Raw genomic sequence first — 21393 nt, 5'->3', positions numbered from 1 at the left:
AATGCATCCCGGACAACACACCAAACCAGACAAAGAGCAAACCAGCCCTTATATCAAAGGCCCCGGCCACAACCCCTCCACAAGCCAGCCCGGCGCATGTCTCTCCAGCCAGGCTCCCGGAGCACCGCCGGGGGTGCCTGCTGACCCTTCACCCCCTCTTGTGGTATCCCTCTGTGTGATCATGTCTACCCCGTCCCGGGGGCTCTACTACTGCGGTACCGCACAGTAGAAGCACCCCGCTGTCCTCCTGCTGGCACCACCTCGGTCTTGGCCTGGAAGCGGCAGGCAAGAGGAAGCCAGGGCCGGTAGGAGCGAGACCCAGCCACCTCCCGAAGAGCACCAGGAAGCCATAGACGCGCCCGAGAGACAACTCCAGCCCCACCAAGCCCGGTCTTAGAGCTCTGCCGTGTCCAGGTGCCGCCGGAAGAACCTTGCCAGCTCCCTCTCTTCGATGTGTATCGTCTCCACCTTGGCGGTGGCTAGAGCATAAAGCAGCTCGTGCAGGGTAAACGGCCTATCTTGCTCCCTCTCCATCTTCTTGCAGTACTTCTCTAGGCCAGGTATAGTCAACAATGTAAGCAAGTGGATGTAGCCCTTCTCCCTCTCGCCGATACCGTAGAAGTATGGTATTGGCTGACCGTTGGTCGGTATAACGATAAACGCCACCGGCTTCCTCTCCCACTGGTAGCTCTCCCTAAGGTGCATGAAGGTCTTCGCAATCTGGTCTGGAGTGCTCTTGGCCGGCGTATCCCTTATGTCCTTCGGCGACTTGATGTCTATAGCCACGGCAGCGTCGCGACACTCTATGAATATGTCTACCCTGCTTACGTCAAACCGTGGATGGCTCTCTACTCCTACTATGCAGTCTGGGAGAGTGATACGCAGAAGTCCCTCGAGGATCCTCTTAAACATCACCTCGTTGTTTATCCGCATCTTGAAGAGTGCGCTCAGCAGTCTTAGAAAAACAACACAACGCTCCAGGACATGCTCTTGCCTGGAGACGCCCTTAAGGCCGCCCTGTATACAGCTGGACGCTATCAGTTCCTCGAGGCCACGTGCCCCTACGCAACGCGCTACATAGATCGGCGGCCACAACGACTCCACACAGTCCCCGCAGACACCTCCCTCCCAGCAGCAGACACTCCTCGCACCAGGCAACGACTCCATCTCGTCCACGCTTATGCCCAGAAACGGGAGCTGAGACTCAACCACACAGTAGTACCGCTCCCCACCAATCACATACCCCTCCGCAGCACTAAGCAGCATTAACAGCCTTCTGCAGTCCATAGCCCCGCTGCACCTGCCTAGCGACCTCATCAAGCACTCTCGCTATAGAACTCTCCAGGGGCTTCACAACATTCTCGTATGCAGCCTCCTCCGTCATGTTAGAGAAGTAGTCTACTCTCAGCCTAGCCGGCTTAAACCCAACGTATGGCTTGCTAACGCTGCTGACTATAGCCTTGACAATGTCGCTGCTGCCTCCCATTATACCCTGCCTCGCATCATCCAAGATCTCGCTATATAGGTCTGGATTAGTTACATTACTTAGCTTCATATAGCCTATCTCATAGCCCCTGGCTAGGACATTCTTTACGAAGTCCTCGACGCTCATCTCGCCATTATTAACCTTCCGGATAGCCTCTATGAGCTTCTTTATCTCCGAGTCTCCGTCATCATCACGCATAATCGGATAGACAAGCTTTCTCCCAAATATCATAAGGGCGAAATCCATCCCCCTCAGGGCCATAAACGATAGCTTATGACTGCCGTTCAACGCCTCCCAGAGATTAGACGCGATAAACGCTCTATAAGGCCTTATAATGGGGAAACCCGCATCAAGAACAATGGTCTCTCCTTTTCCGCTTAGCCTACCGTTCATAAGGGCTGTAAGGAAGGATACTATGCTGTCAAACATCCTAGCCAGTCTCCGCTGGGCATAGACCCTTAGCTCGACAACAGACCAGCCATTCCCCAGCCTCCTACTAGTTACCAACAATGCACCAAACGGGGTAAAGGGGCGAATCTCGCTGATACCCTTGTCAGTCGAGGGAGCCACACCCAGCTCAAAAGCCTCCCTCCTCCTCGCCGTGAACAAGTACAAATACCACCTAGCGTCGCCGAGCTGCAACATACCATCAGAACTATCCGGGCTAGGAAGAGGAGCCAGAGTGATCTTACCCACGCTCGAGCGTACAACGATAGCACCATTATCTAGAAGCTCCACACTACCCCTAGGCCAGTCACCCAGCTTCACCCCATACACAGGCCTAGCCTCGACACCCAGCCGGCCAATCAGCATACCATCTGAACGACGAATAGAGATCGGAGGATCCTCGGGATAATGAAGCACATCGCCCAGCCTTCCGGCATCAACAGCCTCTAGCACGGGAAGAAAATACGACCGCGTATTCTTCGCAACTATAGTCTCACAGCCCTTAAACCCGCTATCAAAAACAAGCCTCTTTATCACACCAAAGCATTCATCAACAAGACCAAACGCACAATCATACTTCAAATCGTCCTTCCTGCATGGCGCGCTTTTGCATAGCCTCCTACTCAGCCCCCTCAGTGTGCTAAAGGAAACCAACCGGTAGAGCGCCATACCATAGTAGCCCTGTACATTTACTCCTCCATCGTTGGTCAAGACACCGACCCGTATTACCTCAAAGTAGTATTACCTCTTCAATATAACTCTACAAGTGTTAAGGCCTAACACAAATAAAAAGCCACGTAGCAGTCAATTAATTCTAGATAATAAGCTAACTAATATATAGCACGTGAAAAGCACGGACACTAACTACACTAACTAGCCTAAACCATCTTGATGAAGATAAAGTATAGCATTGTTTCTTACTACAATCCAAGAGCTATGGTACGGTACTACTAAGAAAAGTTTATATATATGTATGTGCATATTTTTTCGTGGTGTCAGAGATGCCGAAGGAATCGTACCGTACCATAACTATTAGGAAAGAAGTCTATGAAACTCTTGCCACAATAGCAGACATACAAGGCAAATCTATCAGCGAACTTGTCTCAGAACTCGTTTGGAACTATGTTAACGAAGGGAAGGATAAGGGCTTCATGGTAGACCTTATGGGAGAACTTGGCATAGACTTAGCCGAGGCCATAAATAGGCATGCCAAGCCCCGCATAGAAGTTGACGAAACGGATCACATAATCTTTCGGTGCCCCAAATGCGGTGAAAGCTTGGCCCTATTACGCATAGGCTACAGCGGTGATGCTTATGGGACTCTGTACCTTTACTTCCTCTGTCCCCTCTGCGGTACAGTAATGTATCGAAAAACGTACGCGACGGGGTTCCCGCCACAGACAATTAAGATCAGTAGCGTGGAAGATATACCGCGCATAGCCCACAAAGCCCTAAGCACCTACTCAAGAGCCGAGTACATTATAGAGGACACTGGATCTACAGTCCTAGCCTCGCTAGCTCCCAGTGGCTATGGCGTAGGTTTCCGGAAACATGGAGTGTGCATTGATGCAGGCATATTAGACTTCCCAGCCGTAAAGAGCGTCCTTGGGTACTACGGAGTATCTAGCAAATTCTTTAAGGACTACCCAAAGGTGAGCAATGATAATAGAATGGTGCTGATAAACGATAAACTATGCTTCAGCTATGACTACTTCGCAGACGTCTACCGTAGGATCCTAAACGATATAGCCAAACAGCTCAAGCCCAGCCACATACTAAGTGACGGCACACAAGTCTATGAATTCACAACAGACTTCTATAAAGAACCACCAACCCTTCTCAAGCCACTATACGGTATAGCTGTCGCCGAAGCAGGTACTCTGCTTAGCGGAATGGATGCTCTAAGAAGCATATACCGACTAACAACAATAGGCGGTTTTGACATCATCGAGGACTGCATGGAGAAAACAGCAGAATATGCACGTAATGCAAAGAACTACAAGCAGCTCCTAGAAACAATCGCTCCCATTGCTGATTCCTGCACACGCCACCCTAGTGCACTACAGCAGCTATGGAGTACAGCAGAGGCGCTAGCAGTATTCCCGCTAGAGAGGAAAAGGAGGAAAAGCATCCAGAAAGCAGTCATAGTGTTCAAGCCCAGAGAAGGAGCCAAAGAGGAATACATGTACGAAAAGGTAGCGTAGAGCCACATCTCCAATTCTCTCGTTCCTATTGTCGGGAGTAATTTTAAACCAAAGGTAGTACATAATGACTGTGAACTGCATTAAAGGCTCAAAAATTATATATTTTACTTGAAAATCACCACTTTACGTGAGAGCCATGGATGTGCAACGATGCTATCAATGCGAGAATCCGAAGGTATCATACGTTAACGCTAATAGATTTCATGTTTACTTCTACTGTACTAAGCGTGAAAAATCGTTATCATGCTATGTAATACTAGAGAGTAATACTGACATCTATATATTGGATGAATGGAAGTCTATAAATAAACTCACGAGAGAATATAGGTGTAGAAGATTAATACCTAGACCATGTAAGAAATTTGATCATGCTAAGAAAGTAACAAAAGCGTCTTTAAGCGCTATTATGCAGTCAAAAAAGACTAAGACTAAAAGTTCCTCACAACCCCCTCAGCTATTATCTTCGGCTGTTCGAGCAAGTCAAAATAACTGGCAAGATCATAAAGAAAAAACGGTTTTGGATTTACAGCATACTCAGTTGTCTTTCCGTACGCAAGAGGAAAAGAATCAAAGTAAAAGTAAAAATGAAGACGTCTCGCGACAGCTTGGTGAGGCCGCTCGTTTAATTAATCCTAGACTTTGTATTGAAGAAGTTAAAGAAATAAAGGAGAAAGTTAATATTTTTGAGAAAAACTTAGAAAGTATTAGAAGCGATTTTCAGATCTATGTTAGAAGTATTATGGAGAGCGAGCTTAAGGACATTATAGGGAAGATTGTCAAAGAAGAACTAAACAATTTATTTAATAATATAATGCTAGATTGGCCACTAATAAATAGAACCATAACGTATTCTAGTAATGAAAATGCTGAAATAGATAAGTCAAATGAAGTAGTTAATAATTTAAATTATATTATAAATCTGCTTTTGAAGCTCGCGAAGATTAATGATGACGAAATAGATGAATTTATAGTAAATACTGTTGAAGATATTTGTAGAAATATTAATATAGGTGAATTAAGAGAGGAATGCAAAACCATTTACACGCACATACTGCGGGAAATGTTGAAGCATGTCTTGGTTAGTCGTAGAGTATTCATCGTTGGACCACCACGGGCAGGAAAAACATACTTATCAGTTGAAATATTACCTAGACTACTTGAAAGAATTGTTAACAATATAGATAAGAATGCTGTAAAAGTAGTTGTCGAATATTGTCCCATAAGTATAGATACTGGTAGAGCAGAATTGGTGGGTACAGTTGTTAGCGATAACAATGGTAGACTTGTGTACTTGCCTGGCTGTATTGCGAGGGCACTGAACTACGCCGCGCAAGGCATATTGCCAGTACTTGTCCTTGACGAGGTGAATAGAACCGAAATAGATAAAGTTGGTGGCGAACTGTTAAGCATGCTATCTTTCGAGAGACGGATTGTTGTAACACCTCGCTTAAAGATACTTGCAGAAGATAATGTAGCTGTCTTTAATGACTATGTATACTTAAAACACCTAATTAGTACTTTGGCCAAAGAAGGAGGATATACAATAGAACAGCCATTTATAATTGTATCAAGCGCTAACGATGTCGAAACTAGCTTGCTATTTCCCTTTAGTATTGCATTTCAACTCCGCTTCCCTATTATAAGGGTAAACGGTATATCGCTTGGAACTCTTCTTAACATAATGAGATTTAAAGAGGGGCATAATAAGTGTATATGTAGAAAGCTCGCTAGTATAGGCATAAACTGCGATATTTTCGAAGTAGGTATTTGGGCTGTAAGAGATATAATGAATATATACAGGGCGAGCTTCATCGATGATAATGACAAATGTAATCTACTATCAGAGCTACTAGGCTTTACTCAACATAGCTTAAGGGACGGCATAAAGACAATCTGTAGCAGCTGTATTAGGATGCCGCAATAATATAAGGTGATTCTTGTGACCTATGAAGAAGCTAGCAATATTGAAAATACTTACATAAAATATATTCTACGATTTTCATGGCTCTTAGAACAGCTAGAAAAAAGTAGTATTAGAGGAGTTAACAGGCTACATAACTTAGTTTCGCGAGAGTTCAATATACTGTTCACTAATAGGAGTATTCGAAAAAAGATAATAGATTTCTGTCTAGATAACAGCAGCTATACTAGGTTATGTGAAACTTTCATAAAAAATTTTGTGTACAATAGTAGATATGTCCCACGTATGCGGCTTTCTTTCGATTATGCTTTCGATGAGGATATATACGATATGTCATACCTTGTCAACGATGTTCTTGCATCGAAGCTATTGTTAAAAGCAAAATTATCTACTGATATATTAAATGACTTAATTTTTAAAAAAGCTTATTATATTAAACTTGCCAGTGATAAACTCATGGGTTATATTGTACAGTTCCTCGCTATACTCACACTATACTTGCTGATGACGGTTGGCCATGCGTCTGCTGATCAAGGATGCGAAGTTTATCCCTTCTATAGCGGGCATGCTCTAAAATTCAGGATTAGAACTGAATGTGTGGATAACACTATAACACTTATGCATGAATGGGGTGTCAGAGAAGAGTTTTCCCTAGGGAAAATTAAGCCCTTAAGACCGGATGCTCTTATAACTCTAGTTAATAAACCGGACCAAACAAGGTATAGAGTTATTGCTGAGGTCAAGCTTAGGACAAAGTTTAGTCGGGAAAGTATTCTGAGCTATAGAAAACAAGTATATAGCTACATGTACCTAGCTAATGCGAGATACGGCGTACTAATACTAGCAGGTGCAAGCGAAAAAGTCATAGGCAATAATTGCTTAGTTGTGAAGGCTAGAAGACGTGAAGAAGTAGTTGCGACGGTAATAATAACTAGCTTTACGTACTTGCTCAATAGTCTCGAAAATATAATAGGGCAAAAGTCTGCAGCCCCGGCTCCGGATAAATCGATTGAGCGAATTCTTTGCCATTAATATTTAAGGATTTGTCAAAATTAGTTAGCTATGATGAATAATTCGCCACGCATGCTCTCACTACGGCTGCATAAATACAGGATTAAATATAGGTACAGTAATATAGTTGTATTTGTGCAAGTTGACTGATATGGTAAGGTAGAAGTCTATGCCGCTCGTCGAGTCATATCATGAGGTCTGTAGAACCCTCGGCAAGTTGTGTCCAAGGCTTGTGCCTAGCCCCTTATGGGGCATTAGTCTAGCGAAGCTCGCCCGAGCAGACCCCTGGCTGATCGATGATGCCTTCTGTAATGGTACTGGCCGCTGTGCAGAGGCCCTAGAGAGGCTCCATACGTGGTGGTAGGGTATCCCCAGAGGCGGCGCTTGTGGCACATGTGGTGCGTCCCCTGCCTACGATGTCGATGAGGACTGGAGGTACTACCTGGAAGACGGTAAAGGAATAGCAGTGCTAGCTGGAATCCGGCTTCTCTGTAAAAGATGTCATCTCGCTAAGCACCAGGGCTATGCACTAGTAATCCACAGAAGGATGGAGGCGATAGAGCAGCTAGCTGCTGTTAATGGTCTAGACATTGAGGCCGTCAAAACACTCGTAGAGAAAGCATTCAAGGTATGGAGAGAGCTAAGCAGCATCGATGACTGGAGGATAGTGCTGGAGGAACTGCCAGGCCTAGACGTGGAGACGAGAAGAACAATAGAGAGCATACTCAGCACAATGGCTTCCGAGGGCTACAGTCTAGACAACAAATGGCTGCACTACCTTAGCCCAACGAACACTAGAAGACTCGAGGAGGAAGCCCTGAGAGAATCCGTAGAGTTCCTCCGCCGGGCATTAGGAGCCGATAGAGACGAGCCGCTAGAAATGCTTCTAGCCGAGCTACTAATAGCAGACAACCAGCAACGAGTCCTACAAGCCTTGAAACATAAGCTGGGCAAGGCCGGCATAGAGGTGCTCAGCAAAGAGGCTAGCCACGCACTAACATGGCTTAGACCCGATAGACTCGAAGTAGGCCCCAACGGCAAACAGCTGCTCGACATAACTAGCACCTCAGGCAAATGGATGGTATTCGTGAAGAGAAGGCTCCGCGGGAGATTCCTAGCAGAGGTCATTCGAAGGCTCAGGGAGAAGAAGCTAGACTACGCAGCCAAGACGGTCGGAATAGTGGAGAATAGTGAGGAGCAGCCAGTGATAGTCTATGTGCCCAGCTTCCTAGCAGTAAGCCTAGTCGTAGAAGTAGCCAAGACAATAGCGGAAGTAGCTAGGGAGTTCAGAGTCAGAAAGCCGATAATGTTCAAGCCGGACACCTTCACTAGAAGAGGAATCTACAGCCACGCAGGACACAGCACAGGGCCATCCATTAAGCCATACATATACGTGGTTAAAGGCTACTAGGAGATCATGATACTCTAGACGCCCTTAGATCTATAAAGATTAGTGTGCTTATTTGACTGAGCATGATAGGGTAGAAATACACTGCAGATGCCCTTCCTCCTTAGGGAGACTACACACTTTGCCCATTCTAGGTTCGGGTTCTATTATCTCTATGATGCTATTCTGTTCAGGAGTTGTGTCTCTAGACGTGCATGGTGTTACTATCGCAGAGGCGGGTGTTCACGCCTCATTCGGAAGCTGCGTTGTGGGGCTGGCAGGTGGCTGCTCAGCGAACGCTAGACGAATACCTGAGGGCTGTAGGGCTTGCCAAGCCAGCTAGGCCTGGGGGGCCTCGGCGTGGCCGGGGCGTGGACAGTAGTGTGGGTGATGTGCGGGATCTTGTGATGTGTCTCCGGCCTGGTTCGCGGCCGCGTAGTGTGCTCGTTTGTGGCTCGCTCGAGGATGCCCGGGACGAGGCGGGTGGCGACCCCGGCGGCTACCTGGAGCTGGGTGTGGCCGAGGCTGCTGGGCTGCTGTGCAAGGGTGGCTGCCCCGGTGCTGGCACGGTGGTGCTGCTGCTCGACGGTGCTGACCTGGGTGACCGGTGGTGGCGGCTGCTAGTCTTCTGGACTATCCGTAGCCTGCCGCAGCGCACGCGCGTGGTGCTCGTGCTCCCGGGGCTCGCCCGGCTCGTCGAGGAGGCGGGCGGCGAGGAGGCGCTCCCCCTCAAGCCCCCGGGGGAGTGGTCCTGGCTCGTGACCCTCGTCTCGAGGAAAATAGGAGTGTGCTGGGAGGCGTTTGTCTAGCCCCGTGAGAGCTCTATGTACACGTCCTCTAGCTGTAGGCCGGGGTACTTGGCCAGCATCCTGCGGTTCAGCGCGTCAGCTACGTCGCGGAGTAGTAGGGGCTTGCCCTCCCGCCTCCTTAGGTCTATGTCGAGCCGCACCTCGGCTATGCCTCCCAGGCTCCTAGCTACGTCTAGGATCCTGTAGAGCTGCTCTATGCTAGCAGTCTCAGCGTCTATGGTCACGCTTGATACCCTGCTCTCTGACCTCACCACGGCCCGGGCGTTTAGGGAGTAGCCGCTCCCCCGGGACGCCATGTCCTTCACGGCCTGTAGTAATATCTTTAGCCCGGAGACGAGCTGCTGGTCCACCCCGCCGCTCAGTACTAGCCGGAGGCTAATGGCCTCCACGGGCTCCTCTAGCCGGTCTGTCTTCAGCAGCTCCTCGCGGAGCTGGTACGGGTTGATGCCCCGATAGCTCAGCGTCCACGGCCTCGCCGGCTGCCTCGGGGGCTCGGCTACGGCTCTGCCTATCTCTCGGCCGGTCTCCTCTGTTTCTCCTGTCTCCTCTCCTGGCTCGGCTTGCTCGGTGCACTTCCAGGTTCTGGTCTCGGTGTCCCATACGGGGCTTCTGCAGTCCTGCGGGGGCTTGGGGCGGCACTCGAGGCCCTCATCCCCGGTCTCCACTACGCAGCTCTGGCGGGCCTCTGGGGAGCTGCAGGGCGCGAAGCGTACGTCCTTGCTGGCTAGCGCGGGCCTCTTCATGCAGACGGGGCCGCTGGGGGTGAGGGCTACCAGTCTGCCGCGCTCTACGAGGCTGGCTAGCTTCTCCCGTACAACCTTCTCCGGGTCTATGAGTAGTACGCTGCTGGGGTCCTCGGTGAACGCTGAGGCTATCTCGTCGACGCCTAGTGGGCGGCGTAGCGCGTTATACCTCTTGGCTAGTATCTCGGTTAGCACGTACTCCTCGGGCACGTCCGTGGCTAGTTTGCCTATCTCGCGTAGCTTCTCCCGCACTGTCTGCCAGAGGCCGCTGCCCCGGATCTTGGAGGGGTCTAGCTCGGCTTTGTCGAAGACCACGCTGCCGTCGGGCCGGGCTTCGAGCGGGTAGTAGAGCGTCGCGTAGAGTGCAGCAGTGTCAGAGGCGATCTCGTCCAGCAGCTCGTTCCTCATCCTGTTCAGCTCGTCCTCGTCGGCCTTCTCTAGGCCGTAGTACTGCTTCTGCTCTGGCTGCATCAGTCTCTCGACAGCCATGAGCCTGGCTATGCTCTGGAGTAGCTGCTGGTAGAGCCTCATATCCGGGACCAGGTAGAGCACGGTGTTCCGGTGCTTCCGGTAGGCGGCTCCGGCGCCTGCCTGGCTGTACATGGTGAACCTCTCTAGGAGGCCGAGGAGCCTGCCCCCGCCCGCGGCTACGGCTGGCTCCTCTGGGTCCAGGAGCACCAGCTTAATCCTCGGCGTGTCCTCCACCTGGCCGGGGTGCCGGGGCCAGACAACTATCCTGCACTCAGCCGTGGGCTTCGCTATCTTCCCTATCTCCCTGCGGAGCCTCTCTAGCACACGGTCCCTGCTCCTAGCCAGTATCTCGCCCGCTATACGGTGGACCAGCATGTAGATGTTGGCGCGGGACTTGACCATGTACAGTGTCTCGCCGCCCCGGTCGATGCGGTGGAGGTGCGCGGTCTTCCTTAGGAGCTCGCTCTCCAGCATGTGCTGGACGAGCTGCACAGTGACGCCGCGGACCGGTGTGACGGCGCCCAGCGCTACCTCCTCGGGCCGGGAGGGCTTGCCAGCAGCGCTCCTTACTAGTACGGCCGAGTAGGTGAGCGAGGCGACGCGTGGCAGTCCCTCGCGGGCCAGCTTCTCGTCAATCTCCTCTATGACCTCCACGTCGTAGGACACGGCATTGCGGAGCTTCTTCAGGAGCTCGTTCCTGGTGAGGAGCTCGTCTAGTATCTCCCTCCTGGTGGCGTCCAGGTCGCCTAGGACAAGCATATCGTAGGTGTCGCCGCCCCGGCTCCTCCAGTACAGCGCCCACGCCACGATACGCAGTATGTCGCGCGTACCCTGGAACCCAGGGACCTCCGCAAGCTCCCCATAGAGCACGTCCACCAGGAACGGGTGGAACGGGTAGCTCGAGGCCATCCGCCGCCGGTACTCCGGCATAGAGGCGTCCACGGGGAACCGGTCCCGCTCCCCCTCGTAGAGCCTCGCATACTTCTCAGCCACAGCGGCGGCAGCGGCCTCGTCCACCTCCTCTAGGAGAGCAGCCCGGAGCACAGCAGCAGCATCGCCCCGGCCCACAATGGAGGTCGGCATGGCTACCCTCTTCACGTCCGAGAGAGTGGCTATCACCTGCTGGGACTCCCCCTCGTACTGCTGCGGTGTAGCGATAGCCAGCACAGCGTACCTGGAGTTCGACACTGCCACGGCGAGGTTGTGGAGGAATATCCTAAGGCCCTCGGCCTCGCGCCGAGCCTCCTCGTCGCCACGCACCTCCAGGTTCCGGAGATACATCGCTATTTCGTCGATGAGTATAACCGGCCTGACCCCGGCCCCCTCGAGCCGGGCAAGAATCTCGCCAATCTCCTCGCTGCCCGGCGCAGCCCTCCGGTAACGAGCCACACGTCTAGCCAGCTCGCTGGCGCCTGCCGAGCGGACAAGCTCCTCGAGGATAAACACCCAGGCGTTAGGCGCCCCATAGACATCGCGTAGCCGCACCGGGTCCACAGCAGCCCCGTCGAACACCGCTACCGCCGAGCGGAAGCCCGCCTCCCCCGGCTCGACGCCCACCTCGTGCAGGAACTCCCGGAGCCGGCGGCTCCTAGCCGCCTCCCCGAGCCCCCGGGCAACGTGGTATATCGAGAGAAGCGTGTGCGACTTACCCCCGCCAAACCCGGTGTGCAGGAGCACAACAGCGTTACCCTCGCCCCCGTAGACCAGCCTCCGCACCACGTTGCCGAGGACCTGCCGCAGCCCCTCAGAGAAGTAGGTACGGTCAAAGAACTTCACCGGGTCACGGTAGCGCTCATCAACGCAGCTCCAGCCGCCACCCGGGCAGCCACGGTGCACATACCAGAGCTGCACCACGAAGCTACTATCCGTGATATGCCCCTCCCGGATCTCCTCAAACGGGACCCAGCCAGCACGCCCACCAGCCAAGACAAGCCACCCCGACTAGCACCAGGCCACAACACGCACAAGGCTAGGCGGTACACGGGGCGCTACCTTCTGCCCAGGAACTCGACGAGCGTGCGCTGGCCGCCGGAGCCCTCGCCCGGGCCTCTGCCGCCGCGGCCGCCGGCCAGGCCACGCTGCACACAGGCCGCGTAGATACCCTGAAGCGCCTTCTTCTCGCCGCCCTCGCTGTCAGCCATAAGCGCCTCCACGTACCGGCACACAGCCGTGTCGAGCCCATAGCCGGCCTCACGCAGCGCCTCCAAAGCCTCCTCCACGCCAGCCACGAGGAACCTCCGCACGGCGACAGCCAGAGCCTCCACCAGCGAGCCCGGCCTCAGCACAGCGTCTATCTCGTCGAGCCTCTTCAGCGGGTACACCTTCCGGCCACGGCTCGTCCTCGATCCCTTGGTGAACCTCTCTATGAACACCTCGTGGCTCAGCCCAGCAGCATAGCCCAGCCGCCTAAGCTCGTCGTACTCCGGCTCGCCGTACACGACCCTGGCGAGGAAGTACATGGTCGACAATGGGTCGATCTCAGCCCGCAGCACCTCCCGGGTCACAGCACGGCTCGCAACACGGCTAGCAAGGTCAACCACCTCCCTGACACCGACCACGCCGCCCTCGAGCCTCTGGAGAGGCCAGCACTCCCCAGCAACACGAAACGCGGCACCAACACCAGCCAAGACCGCGTCGACAAGGCCAAGCCCGAGCCCTAGCGTCTCCCTCACAGCGGCCTCAACGGCCTCTTCGACACGGCGCTGCAGCCGCGCATCCCAGAAACACCCAGAGCCGCCACTACGGGGCACAGCGCCTATGACAAGCATGCTCCGGGCAGCAGCCTTGCCCACAATATGCTGGCTACGAGGCTGCTCCGCAGCAACGCCCCACACGCCAACAGGCTTCCAGCCAGCCCCAAGAAGCGCCCCAAACATCGCGTAGAGGCCCTCACTGCTCCGGTGAGCATACATCACAGCAAGCCTCCCAGCACCCTGCTCCCTCACAAGCTCAAACACCGCCCGAAGCCTCGACTCAAACCACGCCCCATCCCTCCCACGAGCACGGTTAACAACAATCTCAGAATCCTTAGGCACAGTATCCCAGACAAACGCCTCCGGATACAACTCGCCAAGGCTACGCTTAAACCAGACATAGAAGAAGTCACTAAGCTCACCATACTGCACATTATCGTAATACGGCGGATCAGCAACAACAAAGTCTATACCATCGACTCCAGCATAGGTAGCAGGATCAGCAGCATCACCAAGAACAACCTCAACCTCACCGCTAGCACCCTCGAGGAGGCCAACAATACGCTCCAAAGCCTTCACGATACCCGTATTGCTAAAGAACACCCAGCTCAGTAGATCCCCCTGCTTATTGCCAGGAATAATGTCGCCTTCGGCAAAGTCGTTACCAAATGTGTACGCATGACGAGCAAATGTGTGACCTATTACTCCTTTAATATGCCACATGGTCATAGTAGAGCTATAGTCTAAAAGCTTACCGTGACCGAGAGCAAGATAGGTTACAACCGCCTTTGCATAGTCCTCGTCGTAGCCCTTGTTCAGCATTTCTTGGTAGGCTTCTCTAATGTACTTCACTACTATCGCATGGACTAGCAGCTGGCGTGCATTGAAGAGTTTGTAGAACTTGTCTATGCCGCGTAGTAGTACTTCGCGGGTCTTCTCGCCCTCGGGAATCTGCTCTGCCGGGATGAGGTCTTCCGCTAACAGCTCGTCCCAGTGCTCTCGAAGGTACTGTTCAGCTTTTCGATATGCTTCTATCATCTCTTGTGTGGGCTCTGCGTAGCTGCCGTCTTCTAGCTTGACGGCTGCTAGGACTGCTGGGTGGTAGCCGTAGCGTCCTTCTTCCTCCCACTGCTTCATGGCTTCTTGGTACTGGCGTTGGAGCTCCTTGGAGTCGAGGGTGGCTGTGGGGCAGCGTAGCTTCTTGCGGCGTATAGTGGCGTACTGCTCCTTAGCCTTACTTACATCGTTTACATTTACTACCCTTAGTATTGGGTTGCCTTCCTCGTCGAAGCCTTCCAGCTTTAGCGCTATCTTGTTGTCTTTTGAGAGTATGGGGTTGCTGAGGCTTGGTACCTTTTTGCCGTCGGGGCATGTGTAGACTCTTACCCAGATGTAGTTTGTGGGTCGTCCCTTGGGGTGTGGTGGGTAGTAGGGGGCTAGCTCGCGGCGGACGTTCTCTACTAGCCACTTGGCCCAGTACTCTACGTCTTTTACCAGCTTCTTGCCGTAGCGGAGGGGGTACTCGAGGGTTGCTTTGAGTATGATGTAGGCTACGGGGTTGTACTCGACTGCCACTACCTTCTTGAATCCTAGGCGGAGGGCTTCGAGGGGGATGCTACCGCCCCCGGCGAAGGGGTCTAGGAGCGTGGCCTCCTTTACGCGGCTGTGCCTGGCTATCCATTCCCGGTCCGGGCTGTAGTTGTACGCTGGCCGGGGGAGCCCTGGCACGAGCTTGATGGCTTGGAGGAGCTCTTCTACGAACCTCTTGTCGGGTGGCTTGTTGGTGTCTACTGCGAGGGCTGCGACTGTGGCGCGACTTGCTGCTAGGGGGCGGCGCGCCCACCAGAGATGGAGATAGAAGAGCGGTGGCGGTATTCTTGTCCCTCGTTCTCTTTGTGACTCTTCTCCGGCTTCTTTGGTTGGGTAGTAGTGTGCTATGAGCGGCTCCAAGGTGTTGTTGCCCTTGTGCCCGCGGTGGGTCTTGATTGTTATATATGTTCTGCGTTTCTTGGTAGCCGGTGGCCGGGGTGTTTTGGCTTGTTGTGTAGATGTGTTGTTGCGCTGTATTTAATACTGGGTTTTATGGCGCGGCGTGTGCTATATGGGGCCTCGTGTCTTGCTTGTTGAGAGGTTCTTTGTGGAGGCGACCGGTCGGCCTGGCTGTGGGGAGGATGGTGGCCGTCTTCTCGGGGCTACTGCGCACCTTGTGAAGGCCCGGAGTGTTGCTACTGCTGCTGCGCAGTGCGTGTTTATGGCGCGTCTCGGGGAGACGATGGGTGTTCGTGGGTTCTATCACTCGGTGCTGCCTGGTAAGGGTGAGGCTGTCCACCTGGTTCTTGCCCTGGTGTTTCCCCGGGCGCTGCGGGAGCATGTGGGCGGGGGTAGTGTCGACTACGGTGGGCTTGTGGAGGAGGCGTTTGGCCGGCTTAAGTCTGATGGGGTTCTTGATGTTGAGAAGATTGACCAGTCGCGGGAGGACGAGATAATCCGGACCTCGGAGGAGCTTGCCCGGGCTGGCGTGGAGTTCGTGGAGACTGCGTTCCGTGCTCTGGCGGGCGATGAGGCGGAGGAGGCTCTTGCGAGGAGCCGGGTGCTTGCTGAGCACCAGTTTATGAGCTATCGTCTCCACGTCTGGGGGGTCGCCGATGTTGTCGTGGAGGACCCGGTGGGCAGGTACGCTGCGGTGATCGAGTGGAAGTCGTATAGCCCTGGGGAGGGGAGGACGGCCCAGGTCACCAAGGTGGACATAGCGCAGGCGTATGTCTACGCTATGCTTGAGGCGGAGCGGCTGGGCCTCGCCGGGGACGGGTTCGAGAGCTACGTCTCCGCCGTGCTCGGGGAGGGGCCGGACGGCAGGGGCGCCCGCGTCGTGCCTGGTGTTGTGAGGCCCTCGCCTACGGGGAGGGCTTCGAGGGTCTACGTGAAGCACCCCCGGCTGTGCATCGGCGGGCGGGGCGGCTGCGACTACCACGAGCTGCGGAGGCTCATGGCGGGGCTGGTGCTGGCGGCGGAGCACCTCACGCTCTCTGTCACCGACCTGCGGGAGCACCTCAAGTATGCGCGCAACGTGGAGGAGATATGCAGCGTCGTGACTAGGGGCGGTAAGAGGAGGCCGGTGTTCCGCCTCGTCCCCGAGCTGGTGCTGGACGGGGACAGGGTACGGCTCCCCATGGGTAGCCCGCTGCGCGAGGAGCTCCGCTGGCCCTGCAAGCTGTGCCCGGACAACGTCCGGGAGGCCTGCGTCTACTACCTCAGTAGCGGCCGGGACCCCCGCTACGCGGACTTCAAGGCCTTCCGCAGCGAGTCCTGGAGGGCCCGGTTCGCGATATACGCTCACCGCGAGAACGCGCTCGCCCCGTACAAGCACTTCAGGGACCTAGCACTGAGGTACGGCAGCGGCATGGACTGGATACGCGGCAGGCTGGTCAACCGGGTGCTGCCCGACGGCTCCAGGGTGGACCTGTTCGACGAGGCCTGGGTTGATGGCGGCGAGCTGGTGCTGGCGAGGCCGCCGCTCCGCTGGGAGCGGGAGAACATGCACCTCTTCACCCTGCGGGAGGGCAAGCCGGCGGCGGTGTTCCTCAACGAGGGGCATGTACGTGACCCGCTTCTCCGGGCAAGCTTCCACGGCTCTGTCAGCAGCGTGGAGTACGACGAGGGGGCCGACCGGGTCTACGTGAGGGTCGCGCCTGCCAACAAGCTCTCCAGGATATACCCGGCGCTGCTCGAGCACCTGGCCGAGACGAGCCCCGAAGTGTTCCACGGCGTTGTGGCGCTCGAGGTGAACGTGGAGCTGACCCAGCTAGAGCTGCTGGGCGTAACGGCGGCGGAAATGGGCACTGTGAGGAGGGGTGCTGAGGCGCTGGAGAGGCTGGGTAGGGAGGAGCAGCTGGAGGCCGAGGACATGCTAGCCCTGCTCTTCGGCGGCGTGAGGATATAGCCCGACGGGGTGCGCCGGGGATGGCCCGCTACAATGTCTGCGAGCTGCTCGCCGAGGCGTGGAGGCGCGCCGAGGAGGCTAGGTCTGGTAGGCGCGTCCTCCGGCTGAACAGTAGCCAGCAGAAGGCGGTGGACATACTGGTCCGGGTGATGAAGGGCTCGGCTAAGGCGCCGCTGGGCGGCGTCCAGGGGCCGCCGGGGACGGGCAAGACTAGCGTAGTCGAGAGCTTCGTGCACGACCACATGGCCGACATGCTTGACGATATGCTGGATGAGCTGGTGATATATGTTGCCCCTACGAACCACCTGGCTGCGCAGGCGTTTGAGAGGGTTGCTGCCGCGCTCCTAGCACGGGGCTACACGCTCCGGGACATCGTGGACCGTGCCCGCGTCTACGGCTCCAAGGTGACGGTCAGGGACTGCGAGAAGGTGTTCCGGGCAAAGGGGGTGGACGAGAGCCCGCCGAGCGAGACGGCGCTGAAGAGCATGGTCTACGGGCCCGTGGACCCCAGCGTGGTCCGGATAGTGTTCGCGACGGAGTACCAGAGGGTGAGCGGCCGCTTCACGAGCAAGCCGGGCAGGATACACCTGGTGGTGGACGAGGCTAGTAAGAGCCCCTACTACCGGGCCTTCATAAGCATAGCCGACGCTATAATGAGGTACAGCGACTACCCGGCCTCGCTCGTCGCCCTCGGCGACCCGGAGCAGGCGATAACGGTACCGGAGGCGTTCCGCGCCCAGAGGGTAAGCCTACTGATGAACAAGGTCATGCACCTGGTGCGCCAGCACGGCCTAGAGCGCGACAACTTCGTGATGCTCGACACCACGTACAGGCTCCCCGGGCCCAGCGAGCAGCCGATAAGCCACGGGTTCTACGACGACAGGCTACGCGCCTACGAGCCGGCACACTGGAGGCTACGCAGCCTCCGCGAGCTATTCGAGGACGCGAGGACCCGGGTAGAGCGGATGCTGCGCAGCACTGTCTCCTGGAGTACCGAGCTGGACAGGCTCTTCAACGCGGTGTACGAGGCCGTCACCTCGGAGAAGCCCCTCGTAGTAGTCGAGACAGGCGAGTTCAGCGCCTCGAGGACGGCGTCCACCTATGACAAGAGGAGGACCAAACTGGGGCTCGAGGTCTCCCTCATACTACAGGCCTACGCCAAGGCTGCCCGCGAGCTGGGGAGCTACGCGGAGCCCTCTACGATGGTTATAGCCCCGTACAGCGACATAGTCACCAACGTAGCCTTCAACTTCAAGCACAACTATGGCCAGTACTTCGACCCGCCGCTCTCAGCCACGGTCCAGGCCGTTATAGGCGGCGAGGCAGACGCAGTAGTGGCGATACTCGGCAAGGAGTATAGCGGGCGCAGCGACTACGACCCCTGGGTAGACGACAACTTCTACCAGACAATGTACTACAACGAGCCCCAGGTGCTGAACGTCCAGCTCAGCCGCCACCACAAGCTAATGGTCGTCATAGGCGCCGTAGGCAAACTCGCCAGGGCTGGGGGCAGCTGGGCTGGCCGTAGGCTATCACGTACAGCCCAGAAGATGCAGGAGCTAGCCGAGCAGGGAGACGCCGTCCGGGTAAGGCTAGCCTAGCACACTCCCCTCAGCGAGCATCTCCCAGGGCCACGGCTGCATGTCCGTGCTTCAGCTCCCCCTAGGGTGGCGGGAATGCCCCGCCGGAGGGGGCGCGGGAGCGGCTACGAGTCCTTCGTGGCCAGGCTGCTAGAGTCCAAGGGCTACTATGGCATAGAGAGGAATATCGTTAGGAGCTACGGGGAGATAGACATAGTGGCGTGGCACGCGGGGAGGAGGTACGTGTTCGAGGTCAAGCACCGCCCCTCGAAACCTGTGACCAGGAGCGAGGTAGAGAAACTAGCCAGGAAGGCCGGGAGGGCGAGGGCCATACCAGTGCTAGTGCTTTCCTACGAGACAGGGATAACTACCGCAGCACAGAGGCTCGCCAGGCAGCTAGGCGTGAAGATCCGGAGAGTCAGGTACGGCTACTACGACTGGCTCTAGAAGCGCTTAGAGGAGGGCCGGGTTGCCTGCTCTGGCTAACCCTTGGCGCAGTATCGCGGTTCACCGTATCGGCGTGTACACCGAGCACGGGCTCAGCCCAAGCCTCGTAGAAGAGTTCATGCAGGCCGCGAGGGAGGCGGGCTGCCGGGGCATCGTAGACCCGTTCGTGGGGAGCGGCGTGGTAGCAGTCGAGGCGCAGAAGAGGTGCTTCTCCTTCCTAGGCGTAGACGCCGACCCGTGGAGCCTCATCCTCGTAGCCGCGAAGACCAGGCCCCTCGACTACGACGCGGTACTCAACTGGACCCTGGAGCGGCTTGGCTCGGTGGAGGAGCTGGAGCCCCTAGTGCCGAGCCCCAGGCTAGAACGGTACCACCCACGGGAGGTGCTCACTGCTCTCGGCCGCCTCCGCCGCCTCGTAGAAGAAGCACCCCGGGACTGGAGGCCCCTCCTACTAGCGGTCCTCGGCCGGGTGGCAGGCGAGTATAGCCTGCTCCGCCGCAGCCCGGCTCCCAGGTTCCGCCGGGGAACAGTAGAGGCCACAAGGCACGATGTGTACCAGGGCTTCGCGGAGGCCCTCCGCGGGGCCGTCGGGGACCTCCGTGGCCACCGGTTCTGCGGCCCAGTGGACCTCGTATGGGGTGACTCCACCGCGTGGCTCCCAGGGAGGATCTGTGGGCTGCTGACGAGCCCGCCCTTCGCCAACAACCTGGACTACGTGAGACACACCATGCTCGAGCTACTCTGGGCCGGCCTGGCCCACGGCAGCGAGGACCTCGGCTGGCTCCGAGGCATACAGATGCCGGCATGCGAGGCAGCCGCCAGGGCCTGGAAACAGGAGACACGGCATCCCTGGCTCCGCGAGCTAGCCTCTAGGATAAGGGGGAGCAGGGCCCGCGGCTACCGCCGCTTCCTCCTCCAGTACTTCCACGCCATGGAGAGGCACATCGAGCTTCTAGCCGGGAGGCTAGAGTGGCAGGCATGGTACACCATCGGGGACAGCATACTCGGCGGAGCATACATCCCGGTCCACGAGGCCCTCGCGAGGCTAGCCAGGGAGTACGGCCTACAAGCGGAGACGAAGCCGCTCGGCGAGAGGTTCCGGCCGGGCAGGAGGCTCTACCTACTAGTCCTCCGGAGCCGCAGGTAGCTGCTGCTTAGCCCCTGGGCCGCTGGCTCTGGGCCTATCCTCTGTGGATTCCTCCATTAGGGGTTGTGTCTTGTAGAAGGCCAAGGATGTTGATTTCTGGCTTCTAGTTTGAAGGTAGTTAGTAGCATAGTTATGGTAATACTGATGTTCTGCTACGTATGGGGCATTGTAGATGAGTAGTAATGTGCTGCTGGTACTCATGGTCTTTCTGGTGCTGGTTCTGGTAATAGTTACAACAATTATGATAGTTGATAGCCAGGCTACTCTAGTTAACTCGGTTAGGGATCTGGTTCTGGGTCAGCATAGCTATGGCAGTGCCCTGTCGTATTATATTGGGTCGGTTTACAGCGCTGCGTCCCGCTATGGGTATGATGGGGTAACACGTGTGCTGGCGAGTGGTTTTGCGGGGCTGCCGTTGCTGCCGGAGTGTAGTATGCATGATGCTATCGCTGCTGCCGGGGGCGGCTATGATAGGGTTTACGAGGTTTTGAACGAGTATAGGAATCTGGTAGAGGGCCTGGAGAAGGATCTGGGTGTACGCTTGCCCTACCTGTCTTACCGGGAGATTAGGGGGCTGATGGACTCTGCTGGACGTGGCTCCGTGGAGGCCTTGCAGACCCTGTGCGGCTTGGCGAGGGACTATAACGGTCTGGTGAGAGCGGCAAATCTAGTACTGATGTATGATAGTGGCTGGGCGTGGAGCTGGTTTTACGGGAACTTGACGAGGCTGGTGCTCGACATTGTGCTTATACGGCTCGACCCTACATATGGCCTCGCGTTCAAAGTCGTGGGTAAGGTGTTTACCTCTACGGGGCTGGCCCGCGTAATCCTGGAGTACGGCGGCTATGCCGCGCTCGAGTACTCTATGAGTCTCTCCCACTGGCAGCTAAGGCATAAGATACACGAGATCATAGAAGAGAACGTAGCCAATCCAGATAGGATAATACATTCGCTCCAAGAGTACCTGGGCCTTGGGCCCTAAGCCCAGGCCTAGGGTTCAGGGATGTGAGGCTACTACGGAGTGCGGGGCTGCCGGAGGGCCGAGTTTTCTGGGGTAGGGGGAGGGGTAGAGTCCTTGGAGCCGGGGGATGCGGTGTAGCGGTTGAA

15 protein-coding genes are annotated in these 21393 nt (G+C 55.7%); 11 read left to right on the top strand and 4 right to left on the bottom strand.

Annotated elements, in window-relative coordinates; genetic code table 11:
• Nucleotides 1–393: 393 nt before the first annotated feature.
• Both Pyrde_RS04430 and Pyrde_RS04425 read right to left on the bottom strand, forming a co-directional pair.
• Nucleotides 394–1287 carry a hypothetical protein gene (locus Pyrde_RS04430; RefSeq protein WP_143522027.1) on the bottom strand — a complete coding sequence of 298 codons (894 nt, stop codon included), beginning with the start codon at nucleotides 1285–1287 and terminating at the stop codon, nucleotides 394–396.
• Entirely contained in the window at nucleotides 1256–2644 is a 1389-nt protein-coding gene (locus tag Pyrde_RS04425) for a hypothetical protein (RefSeq protein WP_143522028.1), read from the bottom strand. The genes Pyrde_RS04430 and Pyrde_RS04425 overlap by 32 nt, the downstream gene beginning before the upstream one ends.
• A gap of 290 nt (nucleotides 2645–2934) precedes the next feature.
• On the opposite strand from Pyrde_RS04425, the gene Pyrde_RS04420 reads away from it, so the two are divergent.
• The 6 genes from Pyrde_RS04420 to Pyrde_RS04395 all read left to right on the top strand — a co-directional run bounded on the left by Pyrde_RS04420 (nucleotide 2935) and on the right by Pyrde_RS04395 (nucleotide 9265).
• Complete coding sequence (locus Pyrde_RS04420) at nucleotides 2935–4137, top strand: hypothetical protein (RefSeq protein WP_143522029.1); 1203 nt, start codon at nucleotides 2935–2937, stop codon at nucleotides 4135–4137.
• Between the two features lie 283 nt (nucleotides 4138–4420).
• A complete protein-coding gene (locus Pyrde_RS04415; protein ID WP_180385423.1) occupies nucleotides 4421–6061 on the top strand; it encodes an AAA family ATPase in 1641 nt (546 codons plus the stop codon).
• Nucleotides 6062–6076: 15 nt separating this feature from the next.
• Nucleotides 6077–7090: a hypothetical protein gene (locus Pyrde_RS04410; RefSeq protein ID WP_143522031.1), complete on the top strand. Its 1014-nt coding sequence runs from the start codon at nucleotides 6077–6079 to the stop codon at nucleotides 7088–7090.
• A gap of 148 nt (nucleotides 7091–7238) precedes the next feature.
• Nucleotides 7239–7433, top strand: coding sequence for a hypothetical protein (locus tag Pyrde_RS04405; RefSeq protein ID WP_055408552.1), 195 nt, complete (start codon nucleotides 7239–7241; stop codon nucleotides 7431–7433).
• 102 nt (nucleotides 7434–7535) lie between these two features.
• Nucleotides 7536–8480, top strand: a complete 945-nt coding sequence (locus Pyrde_RS04400; RefSeq protein ID WP_055408550.1) for a hypothetical protein — start codon at nucleotides 7536–7538, stop codon at nucleotides 8478–8480.
• A 257-nt stretch (nucleotides 8481–8737) separates the two neighbouring features.
• A complete protein-coding gene (locus Pyrde_RS04395) occupies nucleotides 8738–9265 on the top strand; it encodes a hypothetical protein (protein WP_143522032.1) in 528 nt (175 codons plus the stop codon).
• On the opposite strand, the gene Pyrde_RS04390 is transcribed toward Pyrde_RS04395, so the two are convergent.
• Together Pyrde_RS04390 and Pyrde_RS04385 are read right to left on the bottom strand one after the other, a co-directional pair.
• Nucleotides 9262–12405, bottom strand: coding sequence for a DUF499 domain-containing protein (locus Pyrde_RS04390; protein WP_055408547.1), 3144 nt, complete (start codon nucleotides 12403–12405; stop codon nucleotides 9262–9264). The two genes, Pyrde_RS04395 and Pyrde_RS04390, sit on opposite strands and share 4 nt — an antisense overlap.
• Nucleotides 12406–12467: 62 nt before the next feature.
• Entirely contained in the window at nucleotides 12468–15122 is a 2655-nt protein-coding gene (locus Pyrde_RS04385; RefSeq protein WP_055408545.1) for a DUF1156 domain-containing protein, read from the bottom strand.
• 166 nt (nucleotides 15123–15288) lie between these two features.
• On the opposite strand from Pyrde_RS04385, the gene Pyrde_RS04380 reads away from it, so the two are divergent.
• The 5 genes from Pyrde_RS04380 (at nucleotide 15289) to Pyrde_RS04360 (ending at nucleotide 21268) form a co-directional block, all read left to right on the top strand.
• On the top strand, nucleotides 15289–17112 hold the full coding sequence (locus Pyrde_RS04380; protein ID WP_055408543.1) for a PD-(D/E)XK nuclease family protein: 1824 nt from the start codon (nucleotides 15289–15291) through the stop codon (nucleotides 17110–17112).
• Between the two features lie 20 nt (nucleotides 17113–17132).
• A complete protein-coding gene (locus Pyrde_RS04375) occupies nucleotides 17133–18713 on the top strand; it encodes an AAA family ATPase (protein WP_055408541.1) in 1581 nt (526 codons plus the stop codon).
• A 75-nt stretch (nucleotides 18714–18788) separates the two neighbouring features.
• Complete coding sequence (locus tag Pyrde_RS04370; RefSeq protein WP_055408539.1) at nucleotides 18789–19139, top strand: YraN family protein; 351 nt, start codon at nucleotides 18789–18791, stop codon at nucleotides 19137–19139.
• Between the two features lie 22 nt (nucleotides 19140–19161).
• Nucleotides 19162–20286, top strand: a complete 1125-nt coding sequence (locus Pyrde_RS04365) for a hypothetical protein (RefSeq protein WP_055408537.1) — start codon at nucleotides 19162–19164, stop codon at nucleotides 20284–20286.
• 172 nt (nucleotides 20287–20458) lie between these two features.
• On the top strand, nucleotides 20459–21268 hold the full coding sequence (locus Pyrde_RS04360) for a hypothetical protein (RefSeq protein WP_156328007.1): 810 nt from the start codon (nucleotides 20459–20461) through the stop codon (nucleotides 21266–21268).
• Nucleotides 21269–21393: the final 125 nt, after the last annotated feature.

Origin of the sequence: Pyrodictium delaneyi, from assembly GCF_001412615.1 — an archaeon.
Classification (GTDB): domain Archaea; phylum Thermoproteota; class Thermoprotei_A; order Sulfolobales; family Pyrodictiaceae; genus Pyrodictium; species Pyrodictium delaneyi.
This window is presented reverse-complemented; position numbering and strand designations above follow the sequence as displayed.

What these genes read in the sequence shown, in the direction of transcription:
- Pyrde_RS04430 (WP_143522027.1), bottom strand. Translation starts at nt 1,287, where the DNA reads ATGGACTGCAGAAGGCTGTTAATGCTGCTTAGTGCTGCGGAGGGGTAT.
- Pyrde_RS04375 (WP_055408541.1), top strand. Translation starts at nt 17,133, where the DNA reads ATGGCCCGCTACAATGTCTGCGAGCTGCTCGCCGAGGCGTGGAGGCGC.
- Pyrde_RS04405 (WP_055408552.1), top strand. Translation starts at nt 7,239, where the DNA reads ATGCCGCTCGTCGAGTCATATCATGAGGTCTGTAGAACCCTCGGCAAG.
- Pyrde_RS04420 (WP_143522029.1), top strand. Translation starts at nt 2,935, where the DNA reads ATGCCGAAGGAATCGTACCGTACCATAACTATTAGGAAAGAAGTCTAT.
- Pyrde_RS04370 (WP_055408539.1), top strand. Translation starts at nt 18,789, where the DNA reads ATGCCCCGCCGGAGGGGGCGCGGGAGCGGCTACGAGTCCTTCGTGGCC.
- Pyrde_RS04360 (WP_156328007.1), top strand. Translation starts at nt 20,459, where the DNA reads ATGAGTAGTAATGTGCTGCTGGTACTCATGGTCTTTCTGGTGCTGGTT.